The sequence below is a fragment of the Polycladomyces abyssicola genome (assembly GCF_018326425.1).
Lineage (GTDB): Bacteria > Bacillota > Bacilli > Thermoactinomycetales > JIR-001 > Polycladomyces > Polycladomyces abyssicola.
The window spans coordinates 499,242-516,124 of the sequence record NZ_AP024601.1 but is presented as its reverse complement, the minus strand read 5'-3'; the positions used below and the strand labels follow the sequence as shown (position 1 = coordinate 516,124).

Here is a 16,883-nt window from a genome sequence, read left to right as displayed (position 1 = left end):
GGCCACAAAATTTGGGGAACTCAATTTGTGGATCCCAACAAAAAGTAAGGAATTGGTAACATGGTTAAATGGATGGAACGCGAAGTAAAACTTCCTCTTGAGGAATTTACCAAAGTCGAGAAAAGTCTAGGTGTTCTATTGCCACAAGACTATATTGATTGGTTTCAACGATATCAAGCAATCGAAAACAGAGATGCCCATTTCCTTATCAATAACGAGCCTTATCATTTTGATGAGTTTTATGATCTTTATGAGATCCCTGACGAAGTGGAAGTTTGGTATGAGGAAGATCAGCAACTCAAGAAAACCAATCTTTTTGTCCCGTTTGGATTTGATTCTGCATTAAATCCTTATTGTTTCTATTACGGACAAAAACAAGAAAGTCCAATCATTATCTGGCTTTATCTGACGTAGCAGTATCAGAGCTTGAAACTTCATGAAGCATCCCGGGACATGATTCAGTTTGGGGAAATATGATACTGGATATAGAAAGTTTTTTTGGATGAGGAATAAATGGGCAATGGTGATATCAAGGTCATTGAACGGACTCGTGAAAAGAAAAAGTCGCCCAGTGGGCGTGTGCGACGGTACAAACAACGCCGGAATATGAGTGATTCAGGCTGGAAATCGGAGTAGCTGATAACAAGAAAATGCCGCTTTCCCGCGAGCGACCTTTGAGCTTGAAAGAGGAGCAAAGGGAAAACGGCCAGGCCACCCGAAATCATGAATAGAGACAGAAATTCCGACACTTTTTTCAATATTTTTATGAATGACGCTGATTCAAATAATGATAAAATGTTTGCATCCAATCGTACCACGCTTTGACCGTTCCTTGCGGCACACCTGCAGTCAACCAGCGTTTCCTCCCAAAACGCCGGCAGGAGCCCCCTTCCATCAGCAACAGATCCGATGCCCATTCGGCCAGATCCATATCCTGCGTCGCCAACAACGTAATGCGATGTTTCGGTTGGGTGGCCAGCGCCTTCTCCAACAGCACCCTTCCCATTTCATCCAAACCGATTTCCGGTTCGTCCAGCAACCAGATCACCGGATCGGCCAACAGACTTTTCGCCAAAAAGAAACGCTTCAGTTCACCCGGCTTCAACTCATGGAGCGGGACGCGACGGACGGAACCGAGTCCCCATTGTGCGATCAGTTCCATGGCCCGCCTTTTGGGATTGGGTACTCGGCGTGTTTGCGCCAGATACATCAGCGAATGTTCGACCGAGATGGTTTGATCCATTTTTCGAAGCGGCGGCACATAACCGATGCGCTGTTTTACCTTTGCCAGCATCGGATCATCTGCCATCGCGGCACCGGATTTTGACCACATGCAGAACGAGCCATCATCACTGCGATATGTCACGCGCCCGTCATCTGGTACCAACTGCATGGCTGTCAGGCGCAACAATGTGCTTTTGCCCGAACCTTTGGGACCCAGAACGGCGGTGATGCCGGGCCGAACGGTCGCGGAAAAATCGAGCAAACCAATCGAAGGCGTCGGTATCCGGGATGAGACACGACCTTTCTGCTTCGGCTTCATACGGAATATTTTACTGACATGGGACCACTCGATCCGCAACGGAACTCCATCCTTTCGATCCACATCTATTCCAAATGTCGTACTTCTCCGCTGGTTTTCCATCATCTCGGGAATCCATTACGCAGCACAATTCGACATGTTCGACAAAAGGAACGCGGAATCCTTTTTTCGCCTACGACTTTTGTAGTAGAAAAAGGTGGTTCTCTTGTATCTTTATAGACGAAAGCCAGTTCAAAGATGTTTCACTAAACCTGCAATTTTTCCCCAGACACTGAAGAGGAAACAACCGATGTCTCCTGCGATAACCCACATGAGCGAAATTGGTAAACACGCATCCCCATCCAATAGAAATACATCGCACCAATCACCACCAACCCGATCACGGCGAATCCCCAGTGTCCGCCCAACTGTTGAACCAGCCACCCGCCCAAAGACGGCCCCATAAAAAACCCCAATCCCTGAAAGCCGTTGGCACCGAAGTATGTCCCCCGCAAATGATCAGGTGCCAGCCGATCGATGAACAAGCTGTTAGTGGGGAAGATCAGGATTTCCCCCACGGTCAGGATTACCATGCCGATGACAAACCATGCTTCATGTTGCCCGACGGCGAAGCAGCCCATTCCGGCAGCGAACAGGATCGTACCGATCAGCAGGCTTTGCAGGATGGGACGTTTCTCACTCCACCGGGTCAAGAGCATCTGCAAAATAACGACCAACCCGGCATTGATCGCCAACAGAATCGAAAACAACAGTTCCCCGTTCACCACGTTTTGCTTCAAGTACAAAGGCAGCGTCGTTTCGATTTGGGCATATCCGATATTGGCCAAGATCGCTCCGGCCAAAAAGAACCTCAAGGCCGCATCGTTTCGCACCACCTGAAATGCAGCCCGCATCCCGACGCGTTCCCGCTCTGTTTGTGTGACATGGGACGTCAAATCATGGCGGTAATGGTTCAACATCAGCAACAGGAGCCAAGCGTAAACGAAATAGACGGTTCCCGTGATCAGAAACGCTGTCTTACCGGCCAGAATTCCTGTCACTGCGCCGATCAGCGGACCGATGACAGCTCCCACATTGATCGCCAGGTAACGAAATCCAAATACCCGGATTCGCCGTTCCGGAGGAGTGATATCCGCCATCAATGCTTGCGAAGTCGGCTCAAAGAAGGAACGGCACACACCGTTCAGCAGGTTGAGCAACATGAAAAAAACAATATGTTCGGCAACAGCAAACCCGATGTACACCCCTGCCCACAGGAACATGGCCGTTACCATCACCGTGCGCCTGCCGAACTGATCCGAAAGATTCCCGCCGACAAAGCCGCAAAACGTCCCCGCCAAGGGTCCCAAGCCCACCGTCAGTCCCGCCAGTGCCGGATCTATCTCCGTATGTTGCGCGAGATAAATGGTCAAAAATGGCAGACTCATAAACATAGCCGCCCGCGAAAATATTGTTCCTCCCACCAAGACCCACACCAAGGGATGGTATTGACTCCAACTCCGCCCCTTACACCTCATGTCCATCCCTCTTTCTTTCTCTCTGATCTTGATCTTCCACCCACACCACATTTCTCCGCTTGCAAAAATTATACCTGATGAGTCTGAATTCGGGAATCCCTGTCTCGATTTCGCGCCTTTTCGATTTTGAGATAATCATTTTTTCTGTGGCAGGCAATCCCATCATCTGCAAAGAATAGGATATAGGAGTTCATAGAGGGAGTGCTGTGGATGTTCGCACCGCTTGTCTTGTGCGTTTATTTTTTGATCGGTTATGCTTACTGGAGAAAGATGGAGGACGGGATCCAGGAGTGGATGGCCACCGGGGACGAGGAGACTGAATCCCTTGCTGCGGAGTATCAACAAGTTGTCGACATGGTAGGGGAGAATAAGGCGTATTTTCTTTTTTCATTTGTCGTGACCATCTTTTGGCTTCCGTTCGAAATCACGATTCTCTTCAGAAGATGGATACGAGTCGAACATGATTGACTTCCTCATTGACCTGGCAGGTATCCTGTGTTAAGTTCAAGTTAGGCAACTGCATATCAACGGGAGCTTGGAGGAGCCAGGCTGAGAGGGCGGGGAACTCTACCGCCGACCGTTTAACCTGATCTGGGTAATGCCAGCGTAGGGAACTGCATTCGATCCTTTATTTCGAAGGGGAGAGGACCGTACGTTGGCGTACGGTCCTTTTTTTCATACCCGTACGCGACGGAATCGGATGCACCTGAACCTGGGGACAGCTTGTGTTGATGTGTGGGTTGCAAAACCAACATCACAGGAGGTTTACGATGTCGGAAACTTTTACGTTCCCCAACAGCAAAAAGGTGTACATCCAAGGTTCTCGCCCGGACATTCGCGTCCCCATGCGGGAAATCACACTTTCTCCCACGACGGGGCGCAACGGCGAAGAGGTACCCAACGAACCGGTTCGAGTCTATGACACGAGCGGGCCCTACACGGATCCGAACGTGGAAACCGACATACGCAAAGGGCTTCCCGCCTTGCGCCGTCCCTGGATTTTGGAGCGGGGCGACGTAGAGGAGTATGAGGGTCGGGAAGTGAAACCGGTGGACGATGGCTATCGCTCTAAAGATCCGCTGGAAAACGAGGATTTGAAACGCTTGAAACGTCGTCCGCTACGGGCGAAAAAGGGCAAAATCGTCACGCAGATGCATTATGCTAAAAAAGGCATTATCACTCCCGAAATGGAATTTGTCGCGTTGCGGGAAAACGTGGACCCCGAGTTCGTTCGGCAGGAAGTGGCGGCAGGACGGGCGATCATCCCGGCCAACATCAACCATCCCGAGTCCGAGCCGATGATCATCGGGAAAAATTTTCACGTGAAGGTGAACGCCAACATCGGAAATTCGGCCGTGACCTCTTCGATCGAAGAAGAAGTGGAAAAAATGCGGTGGGCCACCCATTGGGGCGCCGATACGCTGATGGATTTGTCCACCGGGAAAAACATCCATACCACCCGTGAATGGATCATCCGCAACTGCCCGGTCCCGGTCGGAACCGTTCCGATTTATCAGGCGCTGGAAAAGGTGGACGGCAAACCGGAAGATCTTACGTGGGAGGTCTATCGCGACACCCTGATCGAACAGGCGGAACAAGGGGTAGATTACTTCACCATTCACGCCGGGGTGCTGTTGCGTTACATCCCGCTGACCGCCAACCGCGTCACCGGTATCGTCTCCCGTGGTGGATCGATCATGGCGGCCTGGTGTCTCGCCCATCACGAAGAAAACTTCCTGTACACGCATTTCCGTGAGATCTGCGAGATTCTGGCCGCGTACGACATCTCCGTCTCGCTCGGTGACGGATTGCGCCCGGGATCGATCGCGGACGCCAACGATGAAGCACAGTTCGCCGAACTGAAAACCCTGGGCGAGCTGACCAAGATCGCGTGGGAATACGATGTACAAGTGATGATCGAAGGCCCCGGTCACGTGCCGATGCATAAAATCAAAGAGAACGTGGACCTACAGCAGAAAATCTGCCACGAGGCTCCGTTTTACACGCTGGGTCCGCTGACGACCGACATCGCGCCGGGATACGATCACATCACCTCGGCGATCGGTGCGGCGATGATCGGGTGGTTCGGCACGGCCATGTTGTGCTACGTCACGCCGAAAGAGCACCTGGGCCTGCCCAACAAAGATGATGTGAAAGAAGGCGTGATCGCTTACAAAATCGCCGCCCATGCAGCCGATCTGGCCAAAGGACACCCTGGTGCGCAAAAACGGGATGACGCCCTGTCCAAAGCGCGCTTCGAGTTCCGCTGGATGGACCAGTTTAATCTCTCGCTTGATCCAGAGCGGGCCATGGCCTTCCACGATGAGACCCTCCCGGCGGAACCGGCCAAAACAGCGCACTTCTGCTCGATGTGCGGTCCCAAGTTCTGCAGTATGCGCATCACGCAAGATATCCGGGAATACGCACGGGAAAAAGGATTGGACCTGGAATCGGCCGCAGAAGAAGGCATGAAGGAAAAAGCGAAAGAGTTCCGCGAAACGGGTGCGGAAATTTATCGGTGAACAACAACATAAGCTCCTGCCTGAATTTGGCGGGAGCTTTTTTTTCACATTTGCGTTCGCAAGAAACCATACGTTACTTGTTGCACCGGATCATCCTAAGCCAACGATGCTAGACAAGGAAAACAGAGTTTTCCGAGAAGGACGAGAATAACCTAGGTCGGAGAAGGACCTATTAAAAAATCTACTTTTACCCTGGTTCTGAAACCCAAACAGTATTTTATTAACAGAATAGAATAAAGAAAAAGATACAGGAGGTTAACCCCGATGTTTTTCTTTGACGAGCATCCTTTCCGATCACCGCCTACAAATGAAAATGAGAATAAAAATTTGACACGCGTCAAAGTCCATGTCGATTTGAGTATCTTGTTGAAGATGTTAGAAAGGCAAGAGTCTCAAATTCGTGCCTTACACGCTGAACTGAAAAAGTTACAGCGTCAGAATAGACATTATAGTAAATCCAGAGCAAAACACCGATGAGGTGATATCGTGGATTCGAAAAAAGACTTTGATCGGAAAGATCGGAGAAAAAAAGATCACGATGATGACAATGAAAACAAGAACAAAAACAGAAATATCAACATTATTGATATTGATATCGACATTGATGTTGATGATTACAAGATAAGAAAAAAGATATACAAAGGCTAATGAAGGCTTTCCAACCTCCTGTATCTATCGACCGCAATAAGCGGTCTTTTTGACTTGGCGATGTCCCATAGACACGGAGCCGATCGTCACTGAAAAGATCAAAAGTCATGGAGACCACCACCAATATAAAAATCTACTTTTATCCTAGTTGAGAAACCCAAACAATACTTTGTTAACCGAATAGAATAAAGCAAAAGGTACAGGAGGTTAATTGCTTCTTTGATGAGATTTCTTCCCGAACTCTGCCCAATCAGTCGGTTAGATAAGGCTAGAGTCTCAAATTCGTACCTTACACGCAGAACGAAAAAAGCCAGTGCCAAAGAGAACAGTCTATTAATTCCAAATGAGGTGATATTGTGGATTGGAAAAAAGACTTTGATTTGAAAGGGCAAGATTGGAAAGGTCATGATTGGGGACATCGTAGAAGAGAAGAAGAAGAGGAAAATGAAAACAGAAACAGAAACAGAAACAGAAATACCAACATCATTGACATTGATATCGACATTGATGTTGAAAAAAAACGCCGGAAAAAAGATCCAAATAATAATTAAGATTCTCCAACCTCCTGTATCTATCGACCGCCATTCGCGGTCTTTTTTATTTTATTAGCAATGATATCGATCATTCAAAGAATATCAGTCCCTCCACCAACAGCAAACACGTTCACGGTTTGTTACAATAAAACATCAAAAGGGTAGCGTGATTCAGCTAAGGAGGGAGCATATGCACTCTCATACGGACATGTCCACTTTACATGAGGCGTTGCAAACCATTGGCGAAACTCCTGATTCCATCGTATCCGTTCAACCGGTTTCCGGGGGCAGTATCAGTAGTGCCTTTCAGGTTGAGACGAACCAACACACCTATTTTTTCAAATGGAAACAGGGTGCCCCCGACGGTTTTTTCCGTGCCGAACGGGACGGGCTTCGTCTGTTGGCCGATGCAGGGGCTCGTGTTCCTGAGGTGTACGCATTCCGTGATGAGCATGACGGCTGGATCTTGATGGAGTGGATTCCCACATCGGGTACCGGAGGCTACTCCCGCCATGCTGCCGCAGCGTTGGGTAGGATGCTGGCCACGCTTCACTCTCATCGAAAGAAAGCGTACGGCTTGGATGCGGACAATTTCATCGGACCTCTCCCGCAAGCAAACGGTTGGATGGACAGCTGGACCGACTTTTACCGAGAGCGACGGTTGCTTCCCCAGATCCAACTGGCCGCCCAAAAACACCGCCTTCCCTCTACGAGAGCGAAACGGTTAAACAGACTGTTGGATCGCCTGGACGAATGGTTGGACGTCACCGACATCCATCCCGCATTGCTTCATGGCGATTTGTGGGGCGGCAACTGGATGACGGGAAAAGGGGATCTGCCTTGGCTGATCGACCCGGCGGTATATTACGGTCACCGGGAAGTGGATCTGGCCATGAGCGAACTTTTTGGCGGCTTTCCATCGGCTTTTTACGCGACTTACCGAGAGATATACCCACTGGAACCCGGTTACGAGGATCGAAAGCCACTGTACCAACTCTATTACTTGTTGGTGCATCTCAATTTGTTCGGCGAATCGTACGGACCCGACATCGACCGAATTTGCGGGCATTACGTGGGATGATAAAAAAACCCCTTTCGGCAGTCCATCCGGTGCCGAAAGGGAAAATGGAAGAATTCCTTAGGAGGGGTTGACAAAAGGGGCAAAGGACTTGTTCAAACCGATCAAGCGGTGAATTGCTCGGCTTCGGTCGATCCTTCCAGTGCCGTCGTCGAGGCGTTACCGCCGGAGATCACCATCGACACTTCATCGAAGTAACCGGTCCCCACTTCACGCTGATGGCGCGTGGCCGTGTAACCGTACTGCTCGCTGGCAAACTCGGCCTGTTGCAATTCGGCGTAGGCCGTCATGCCATGGTCGCGGTATTTGCGTGCCAACTCGAACATGCTGTGATTGAGCGTGTGGAACCCGGCCAGCGTAATGAATTGGAACTTGTAGCCCATTTCGCCCAACTCATGTTGGAAACGGGCGATCGTATCGTCGTCCAACTTTTTCTTCCAGTTGAACGAGGGCGAGCAGTTGTAGGCGAGCAATTTGCCCGGGAACTTCTCGTGAATCGCCTCAGCAAAGCGACGGGCTTCTTCCAGATTGGGTTCGGACGTCTCACACCAGATCAAATCGGCGTACGGCGCATAAGCCAATCCGCGGGCGATCGCTGCATCCAATCCGCCCCGTGTACGGAAGAAACCTTCCGGTGTCCGCTCACCTGTGATGAATTCTTGATCTCGCGGATCGACGTCGCTGGTGATCAGTTGGGCGGCGTTGGCGTCGGTCCGGGCGATCAACACGGTTGGGACACCCATCACGTCAGCGGCGAGGCGTGCGGCAACCAAGTTGCGAACCGCCTGTTGCGTCGGCAGGAGCACTTTTCCGCCCAGGTGACCGCATTTCTTCTCCGAGGACAGCTGATCCTCAAAGTGAACCCCGGCTGCTCCCGCTTCAATCATGCTTTTCATCAGCTCAAATACGTTGAGCGGACCGCCGAATCCCGCTTCTGCGTCGGCCACAATCGGGGCAAACCAATAAGTATCGGACTTTCCTTCCGCATGTTCGATTTGATCGGCCCGTTGCAACGCTTGGTTGATCCGTTTTACAACGTGCGGCACGCTGTTCGCCGGATACAGGCTTTGATCTGGATACATCTGGCCGGCCAAGTTGGCGTCCGCCGCCACTTGCCATCCGCTCAGGTAGATCGCTTTCAATCCGGCCTTGACTTGTTGAACGGCTTGATTCCCGGTCAACGCGCCCAAGGCCTTCACATGATGCTCGGTGTGAAGCAAGTGCCACAGGCGCTCGGCGCCTTTGCGGGCCAAGGTGTATTCGATTTGAATGGAACCGCGCAGACGAAGGACGTCTTCCGGTTGATACGGACGTTCAATTCCTTTCCAACGCTCGTCGTTTTCCCATTCTTCCTTCAATTTTTTCACTTCTGCTTGGTCGATCATGCTGCATGCATCCTTTCATTATGTTTTAGTCCAGATATTGATAGGCCGGCAGAGTGAGAAAATCGATCAACTCATCCTGTCGGGTCCACTCCATAAACAATCGGGCAGCCATTTCATAACGTCCGTTTTGGAAGCTTTCTTCCCCGACTTGCTGCCGGATGTTGTCCAGCTCTTCCTGCAACAACGTTTCAACCAGCTCTACCGTCACTTTCCGCCCGTCATCAAGCACACCTTTGGGATGACGAATCCACTGCCATACCTGCGCTCGCGAAATTTCCGCGGTGGCGGCATCTTCCATCAAGTGGTTGATGGCCACTGCACCGTATCCTCTCAGCCACGCTTCCAGGTACTGAATACCCACGGAGATGTTGTTGCGCAAACCCTGTTCCGTGATGACTCCCGTCGGTACTTCCAGCAGCTCTTCCGCCGTCACTTGTACGTCATCGCGCTGGCGGTTCACTTGGTTGGCCGTCGGCATCAACCGGTCAAACACTTCCATCGCCACTGGTACCAGTCCCGGGTGAGCTACCCACGTACCGTCGTGTCCGTCACGCGCTTCCCGTTCCTTATCCTCGCGTACCTTTTGCAATGCCCGCTCATTGGCTTCTGGGTCATTTTTCACCGGGATCTGCGCTGCCATCCCGCCAATCGCATGAGCTCCCCGCTTGTGACATGTTTTGACGGTCAGTTGAGTGTATGCCCGCATGAAAGGGACCGTCATCGTCACGTCACCCCGATCAGGTAGAATGACTTCAGGGTGATTGCGCAGGGTTTTGATATAACTGAAAATGTAGTCCCAGCGGCCACAGTTGAGACCAGCCGCGTGTTCCCGCAATTCATACAAGATTTCATCCATCTCAAACGCGGCCAGAATCGTTTCGATCAACACCGTCGCCTTGATGGTGCCACGCGGAATGCCCAACTGCTCTTGGGCATACACGAAAACATCGTTCCACAGCCGCGCCTCCAAATGACTCTCCATTTTGGGAAGGTAGAAATAGGGACCCGATCCTCTCTCCATCAACTCCCTGGCATTGTGGAAAAAGTAGAGGCCGAAGTCGAACAGACTGGCCGACACCGGTTTTCCGTCCACCTTCATGTGTTTTTCCACCAGATGCCAACCGCGCGGCCGTACGATCAGGGTGGCCGTTTTTTCCTTCAGTTTGTACGATTTTCCTTCGGGCGTGACGAAATCAATCTGACGACGGATCGCATCCCGCAGGTGAATCTGGCCTCCCACCGTGTTTTCCCAAGTGGGCGAGTTGGCATCTTCAAAGTCGGCCATGAATACCTTCGCGCCGGAATTGAGCGCGTTGATGACCATCTTGCGGTCTCCCGCAGGTCCGGTGATTTCCACCCGCCGATCCTGCAAATCCTCGGGCACGGGTGCGATTTTCCAATCCCCTTTGCGGATCTCCTCCGTCTCCGGGAGAAATCCCGGCTTCTCGCCAGCATCAAACCGTTTTTGCCGCTCGGCTCGCCGCTGAAGCAGCTCGATTCGCCGCCCGCCGAATTTCCGTTCCAACCCGGCCACAAATGCCACTGCTTCCGGCGTCAGGATTTCCGCAAACGTCGGGGTAACCCGTTCCACCTCGACGCCTTCCGCATAACGCATCGTCTGCGTCGGCACCGCCTTAGCCCCCTTTCGCTGTCACTCATCTGTATTGATACAGTTTACTTTTACGGTTGTTATTATAGTACAGTTCAATTTCGACTACAAGCCCTTTTTTGAAAAATGTCACAAAAAACCGATCACACGGTGGTAAAGAGCGTAGTAACGGGGTTTGCTGTTGTATATCAGAAAGCCTTGAAGAGAAAAAGGAGCCTCCCAAATCGAAGGCTCCTTTTCCGTGTGTGATTGCTTGATCAACTCCAGATGGTGTCCGTATGCCTCATTTTCGTCAGCACTACGTCAATTTCGCTGTACAAGATCTTAGCTTTTTCAATACTCATCCCCCACATGTTTGCGGATTTCCTCCATGGCGGGCATGCCCCCCTGTGCTCCCAGCTTGGTCACGGACAGACTCGCCGCCACGCATCCATAGCGAATCGCTTGTTTGAGGGGAAGCCCTTGGGAAAGCGCCACGGCAAACACGCCGTTAAATGTATCTCCCGCCCCGGTTGTATCAACCACGTTCACTGACAGGGCTGGAACGCGGACAAATCGATCGCCGTCAAAATAACGGACACCTTGGCTACCTTCCGACAAAATGATTTTGTTGGGATACCGTTTCAGAAGCTTTTCAACATCCGCGCAGTCCCTAAAAATTGCACGGCATTCATGCTCATTTGGTGTCAGGTAGGTCACTTTTTCAACCAACTCAAGAGGCAATATTTTAGCGGGTGCCGGATTTAAAATGACCGGAACTTCCCATTTTTTGCAGAGATCAGCTACATACATCACGGTATCCAGAGGAATTTCCAACTGCAAAAGAACGACTGAGGCGTCTTTGATCGCTTCTTTTGCCCGATCCACAAGACTTCGATCGACTTTGCTGTTGGCGCCGGGAACAACCACGATACTGTTGTCTCCTTCGGCAATGACGATATGGGCGATACCGGTACTTTCATTTGTAACCGATTTCATAAATTTTGTAGAAACACCTTGTTTTCGAAAATTGTCCAGCACCATGTCGCCGAATTGGTCGTTCCCCACTGCTCCGACCATCTCTACTTTGGCTCCCGCCCTTGCCGCCGCCACGGCTTGATTCGCTCCTTTTCCGCCGGGGACGATATGAAACGATTCGCCGATGACGGTTTCGCCGGCGATGGGGCGTTTGGGTGAGGTAACCACCAAGTCGATACTGGAACTGCCTACCACGACAATCTTGCCCATCTTATCCCATCCTTTTTATAGTCTCTCGTTCGACCAGTTTGACAGGAAAACAATGGGTTTTTGCCAGTTGGAAGAAGATATAAAAAATTCGATTTCCCGTCTCCGCTCTAACAGTTAAGAGTCGCTCGACGGGAAATCCGTACCCGCTTCCGAAATCGCGAGTGGTTCGCCCATTTTGTCAAGAGTGAGTAATTACAGAAACTGCCGCTAAAAGCCCACGGCGACCATCGGAAGTGCCGTTGGGGTATTTTAATCGTTGGATGAAAGGGGCGTTGCTCGGAATCCCCTTGTGGGGATGGCAAGAGCAACTTGTCTATAATATAATCGAAAGTATAATCGAACGTATGAGCGGTGCTCATCCCACTGGTAGTGGGTTCCGTTCCTTGAAAACGTTATGGTATGGGGTTCCAGCGGCGAACCAGTCTCTCCCGCTGGGTAAAACCATAAGAGTGAAAAAAGGAACTAGGACACTGGTAATACCACGGGCACTTCCGTTGGTCGCTGGTGTCCCGCCCATGCGGGTACATACAGCCCAGCTGTAGAACTGCATGGGATGGGCTGATGAGACAGCCCTGAACTTGGGAGTTGTCCGAAAACAGAAATGGACTGAGGACGTGAACAACCCAAGAATCCCACGGCGACCATAGGGAGTGCCTGTGGTACTTCAACCGTGTGGAGTCTCAACAGGCCGCTATGTGTCCGTCCGTTCGAGGCTCTGTTCCTCCGGCTAGAACACCATGATCCGTTCTCCATATGATCTGACCACGTCCGAAACTGCCCGATCCCATCGCCCATTTGACATCATGTCCTAGACGGGCAAGGGCTTCTGCAATATGTGCCGGAGTGGTATGCTCCAACTCTACCGTTTTCCCTTCTATCCACTGCCACCTTGGAGCATCTAAAGCCGCTTGCGGATTGAGATGAAAGTCAACCGTGTTCATCACAACCTGCACATGCCCTTGCGGCTGCATAAAACCACCCATAACTCCAAACGGCCCCACGGGCTTTCCGTCTTTCGTCAAAAAACCGGGAATAATGGTGTGATAAGGTTTTTTTCCGGGTTCGAGACAATTGTCATGGTCAGGATCCAAAGTAAAATTATGACCCCGGTTGTGCAAAGCAATACCGGTGCCTGGTACAACCAGACCGGATCCAAAACCCATATAGTTACTCTGGATGAAGGACACCATATTACCTTCCCTGTCTGCAGTACACAGATAGACCGTACCTCCTTGGGGAGGCTGGCCCGGTTCCGGTTGCAACGCTTCTTTTCCGATTTGACGGCGACGTTCTTCCGCGTACGCATCCGACAGCAAATCCTCTACCCGTACGGACATTTTACGAGGATCTGCAATATATTTTTTCCCGTCTACGTAAGCCAACTTCATCGCTTCAATCTGTTTGTGGTACGTATCGACCGTGTCTCGTTCTGAAAAATCGAACCCCTTCAAGATATTCAAGGCCATAAGGGCTACTAACCCGTGACCGTTTGGCGGGATTTCCCATACATCGTATCCGCGATAATTTACACGGATCGGATTCACCCATTCCGGTTGATATGCGACCAGGTCCTCCAATCTGAGATAGCCCCCGTATTGTCTCGAAAACTGATCCATCTTCTCAGCTAATTCGCCGCGATAGAACGATTCCGCGTTCGTTTCGGCAATCAACTGCAATGTTTTGGCATGATCGGGTGAACGCCAGATCTCACCGATCTCAGGAGCCCTGCCTTCCGGAGCGAATGTATCGAACCATGATTGAAATTCGCTCCCTTTCAAATTTTCACTATATATCCGAAACGCTCTGGCCCAATTGGTTCCAAGCACCGGCGTAATCGGGTATCCGTTTTCCACATATTCAATGGCGGGTTTGAGCACTTCCGCAAAAGGGAGTCGACCAAATCTGGTGGACAGTTCTGACCATGCAGCAGGTGCACCGGGGACAGTCACAGGGATAAAACCATATTTGGGAATTTGTTCAACTCCGGCCTTTTTTAAAGCGTCGACGGACAGGTTTCGCGGGGCCGGACCGCTGGCGTTCAATCCATAGAGCTTTCCTTTGGTCCAGATCAGTGCAAAAGCGTCTCCGCCGATTCCGTTTGATGTTGGTTCCACTACAGTCAGTGTAGCTGCCGTCGCAACTGCCGCATCGACCGCGTTTCCGCCCTTCTTCAGAATGTCTAATCCTGCTTGAGCGGCAAGCGGTTGCGAGGTGGCAACCATCCCGTTTTTGGCGTATATCACGGTTCGACGCGACGGATAGGGATAATGGACCGGATCGTATTTCAACTGTAACTCTCCTTTCAAGCTACCTGATGAGACAATACGATGCCCCCGTAAACGAATGCGGCTATGATCACCAGCCCAGGGTGAATGCGCCCTTTGGTCATCGCCCAGAACGACACGGCGGAAATGCCCAAAGACTGCCAAATCCCGATCGATTCTAGAGAAACTTCACCCATCTCCCAAGTCAAACCGACCATCAGAACCGCGATCAACGGTTGTACCAATAAGGTCATACCCTTAACGGCGAAAGATTGCCGAAAACGGTTGACGATTTGTAAAAGTAAAATCAAAGCGATCGCCGAGGGGACCACAGTGGCAATTGTAGTAATCACAAATCCCCACCATCCGGCCTCTTGATAACCCACAAATGCGGCAATTTTTGTTGCGATGGGACCCGGCAAGGCATTTCCCACTGCCAGTACATCCGCAAATTGTGCATTGCTCAACCAGCCGTAGTGCTTTACGATCTCCTCCTGCATCAAAGGTATGGAGGAAGGACCTCCACCATAACCGAGCACATTGGCAACGAAAAAACCCCAGAACAGCTTCCACCAATCCATCATCATGTTCCTTTCTCTTCATGTTTCCGGTTGAATCGCTCCATGATTTTTAGATGGAAGGATCCGTAAAGCAAGAACAGGGCAACGACGATACCGGGATGGATATCTAACACATGGAGGAACAGAAACGCAGCAAATCCAAATCCGATTGCAAATCCTTTACCGAGCCCTTCCCACGCTTTTGCTGCAAATTCGTAAGCCATCATTCCGAGCATGACGAAAATGACAGGCCGGACAGCCGCGATCATCCCCGCCACAAACCTGGAATGCCGTAACGCGTACAGACCACCGAGCAGGGCAATCATCGCAAGACTGGTTGGCAAAATATGAGCGAGAACCGCTATCACGGCTCCCATTGCCCCTTTTTGTCTGTATCCGAGATAGGCTGCCATCTTTGTGGCAATCGGCCCCGGAAGCGTGTTAGCCAAAGCAAGAATCTCTCCAAACTCATCGTCATCCATCCAACGATATCTCGTGACCGCCTCATATCGAATGAGTGGAATGACTGAGGGTCCTCCTCCATAGCCCAAGATCCCTGTACGCCCCATGGCGATGATGAGTTCTTTGTAAACCCCTATTTCTTTCGTCATTGAGTTCCGGTGCATGCCCATACTGCTTTTATCCACCTCAAATGAAATCCGATCTTTTTTATTTTATATATTATGAGAATATTATATAGTCAGGTTGAGGACAACCCTATTCCGATCAAGGAGTGATCTGTTTGAAAAGGCTCGTGATCGTCGGAGGCGGGTTTGCCGGAGTGTGGAGTGCAATCGGGGCGGCTTGGAAACTGCACGAAAAGAGAGCGGATCACATCGAAATCGTACTGATCAGTCCCCACCCGGATCTGCACATTCGTCCCCGATTGTACGAGCAGGATCTCAACGATGTTTGCGTGCCGCTGGATTCCGTGTTGCAACCGGTCGGAATACAGCGCATCCAAGGCATGGTACGTTCCGTACATCCTGTGGAGAAACAGATTGTCCTCGACGGGGAACGGACGATGTCTTACGACCGTCTGGTGCTGGCTGCCGGAAGCCGTCTGCACCGACCGGATATCCCCGGACTTGATGAATGGGCGTTTGACGTCGACACGTATGAAGGTGCGGTGAAACTGGACCGCCACCTTCGCCGACTCCCACATCATCCGCTTCCGGGGCGCGAAGTGGTTGTGGTTGTCGGGGGTGGGTTTACAGGAGTGGAAATCGCAACGGAAATGGTGGATCGTCTCCAAAAAATCGGTCTCAACGACAGAAGAATCGTGCTCGTCGAGAAAGGAGCGGTGCTGGGGGCGGACTGGGGCCCTCACCTGCGCTCGGTAGTGGAAAAAGCCCTGGACGATCTCGAAATTGAAACCAGACTGTCCACCTCCATCCGATCCGTCACCCGTACCGGAGTCGAATTGGATACGGGGGAGCGGATCACTGCCGCTACAGTTATCTGGGCCGCGGGTATGCGTGCCAATCCTCTGACCCGTACGATCCCTGCAAAAAAAGACGAACTGGGCAGACTTTCGGTGGATGAGTATCTCCGCGTCAACGGCCATCCCCATCTGTTTGCGGCGGGGGATATCGCCAAAGCCAAAACGGACGAAACGCATCACGCTCTCATGTCTTGTCAACACGCGATTCCGCAAGGGAAAATCGCCGGGCACAACGCCGCCGCCGATCTCCTCGACGAGCCGTTGAAACCCTATCGGCAGGAACGATACGTCACCTGTCTGGATTTGGGTCCCTGGGGGGCGGTGTATACGGAAGGATGGGATCGAGCTGTGAAAGCGACAAAGAAAGAAGCGAAGAAAATCAAGCAAACCATCAATCGAGTGTGGATTTATCCCCCTGTTGGCAACACCGCGGACATTTTGGCCGTAGCAGCTCCCGACGCTTCCCACAGGAGGAACAATTAACGCCCGCGGAGGCGGGCTTTTGCCTTGTCAATCGATCTCTCTCTTTTTCTCCGCCAAGGCTTTTTTCCTT

15 protein-coding genes and 1 riboswitch are annotated in these 16,883 nt (G+C 51.2%); of the genes, 7 read left to right on the top strand and 8 right to left on the bottom strand.

The features are described 5' to 3' along the window. Positions 1-60 precede the first annotated feature (60 nt). Positions 61-414: an SMI1/KNR4 family protein gene (locus KI215_RS02655; protein ID WP_212774050.1), complete on the top strand. Its 354-nt coding sequence runs from the start codon at positions 61-63 to the stop codon at positions 412-414. A gap of 349 nt (positions 415-763) precedes the next feature. Here KI215_RS02655 and KI215_RS02650 read toward each other — a convergent pair whose 3' ends face one another. Together KI215_RS02650 and KI215_RS02645 are read right to left on the bottom strand one after the other, a co-directional pair. Beyond that, entirely contained in the window at positions 764-1,582 is an 819-nt protein-coding gene (locus KI215_RS02650; protein WP_212774049.1) for an ABC transporter ATP-binding protein, read from the bottom strand. 206 nt (positions 1,583-1,788) lie between these two features. Further along, a complete protein-coding gene (locus KI215_RS02645; RefSeq protein WP_275956736.1) occupies positions 1,789-3,060 on the bottom strand; it encodes an MDR family MFS transporter in 1,272 nt (423 codons plus the stop codon). A 210-nt stretch (positions 3,061-3,270) separates the two neighbouring features. On the opposite strand from KI215_RS02645, the gene KI215_RS02640 reads away from it, so the two are divergent. From KI215_RS02640 to KI215_RS02620, 5 genes are all read left to right on the top strand, one after another. Beyond that, complete coding sequence (locus KI215_RS02640) at positions 3,271-3,528, top strand: hypothetical protein (RefSeq protein WP_212774047.1); 258 nt, start codon at positions 3,271-3,273, stop codon at positions 3,526-3,528. A 51-nt stretch (positions 3,529-3,579) separates the two neighbouring features. After that, positions 3,580-3,690, top strand: a riboswitch (TPP riboswitch). Between the two features lie 140 nt (positions 3,691-3,830). After that, positions 3,831-5,582, top strand: coding sequence for a phosphomethylpyrimidine synthase ThiC (thiC, locus tag KI215_RS02635; protein WP_212774046.1), 1,752 nt, complete (start codon positions 3,831-3,833; stop codon positions 5,580-5,582). Between the two features lie 486 nt (positions 5,583-6,068). Further along, positions 6,069-6,230 carry a hypothetical protein gene (locus KI215_RS02630; protein WP_212774045.1) on the top strand — a complete coding sequence of 54 codons (162 nt, stop codon included), beginning with the start codon at positions 6,069-6,071 and terminating at the stop codon, positions 6,228-6,230. 356 nt (positions 6,231-6,586) lie between these two features. After that, positions 6,587-6,781 (top strand): hypothetical protein, encoded by a 195-nt coding sequence (locus KI215_RS02625; RefSeq protein ID WP_212774044.1) that lies wholly within the window; start codon positions 6,587-6,589, stop codon positions 6,779-6,781. 172 nt (positions 6,782-6,953) lie between these two features. Further along, entirely contained in the window at positions 6,954-7,844 is an 891-nt protein-coding gene (locus KI215_RS02620; protein WP_246512172.1) for a fructosamine kinase family protein, read from the top strand. Between the two features lie 101 nt (positions 7,845-7,945). On the opposite strand, the gene aceA is transcribed toward KI215_RS02620, so the two are convergent. The 6 genes from aceA to KI215_RS02590 form a co-directional block, all read right to left on the bottom strand. Further along, a complete protein-coding gene (aceA, locus tag KI215_RS02615) occupies positions 7,946-9,226 on the bottom strand; it encodes an isocitrate lyase (RefSeq protein WP_212774043.1) in 1,281 nt (426 codons plus the stop codon). A gap of 25 nt (positions 9,227-9,251) precedes the next feature. Then, positions 9,252-10,841 carry a malate synthase A gene (aceB, locus tag KI215_RS02610; RefSeq protein WP_212775028.1) on the bottom strand — a complete coding sequence of 530 codons (1,590 nt, stop codon included), beginning with the start codon at positions 10,839-10,841 and terminating at the stop codon, positions 9,252-9,254. A 327-nt stretch (positions 10,842-11,168) separates the two neighbouring features. Further along, on the bottom strand, positions 11,169-12,062 hold the full coding sequence (rbsK, locus tag KI215_RS02605) for a ribokinase (protein WP_212774042.1): 894 nt from the start codon (positions 12,060-12,062) through the stop codon (positions 11,169-11,171). Between the two features lie 680 nt (positions 12,063-12,742). Then, positions 12,743-14,284, bottom strand: coding sequence for a gamma-glutamyltransferase family protein (locus KI215_RS02600; protein ID WP_212775027.1), 1,542 nt, complete (start codon positions 14,282-14,284; stop codon positions 12,743-12,745). A gap of 80 nt (positions 14,285-14,364) precedes the next feature. Further along, the gene (locus KI215_RS02595) at positions 14,365-14,907 is read right to left on the bottom strand and encodes a chromate efflux transporter ChrA (protein ID WP_212775026.1); all 543 of its coding nucleotides are present in this window, start codon (positions 14,905-14,907) and stop codon (positions 14,365-14,367) included. 2 nt (positions 14,908-14,909) lie between these two features. Beyond that, positions 14,910-15,497, bottom strand: coding sequence for a chromate efflux transporter ChrB (locus KI215_RS02590; protein WP_212775025.1), 588 nt, complete (start codon positions 15,495-15,497; stop codon positions 14,910-14,912). Positions 15,498-15,628: 131 nt separating this feature from the next. Between KI215_RS02590 and KI215_RS02585 the strand changes: the two genes are divergently transcribed. Continuing rightward, positions 15,629-16,813, top strand: a complete 1,185-nt coding sequence (locus KI215_RS02585; protein WP_212774041.1) for an NAD(P)/FAD-dependent oxidoreductase — start codon at positions 15,629-15,631, stop codon at positions 16,811-16,813. Positions 16,814-16,883: the final 70 nt, after the last annotated feature.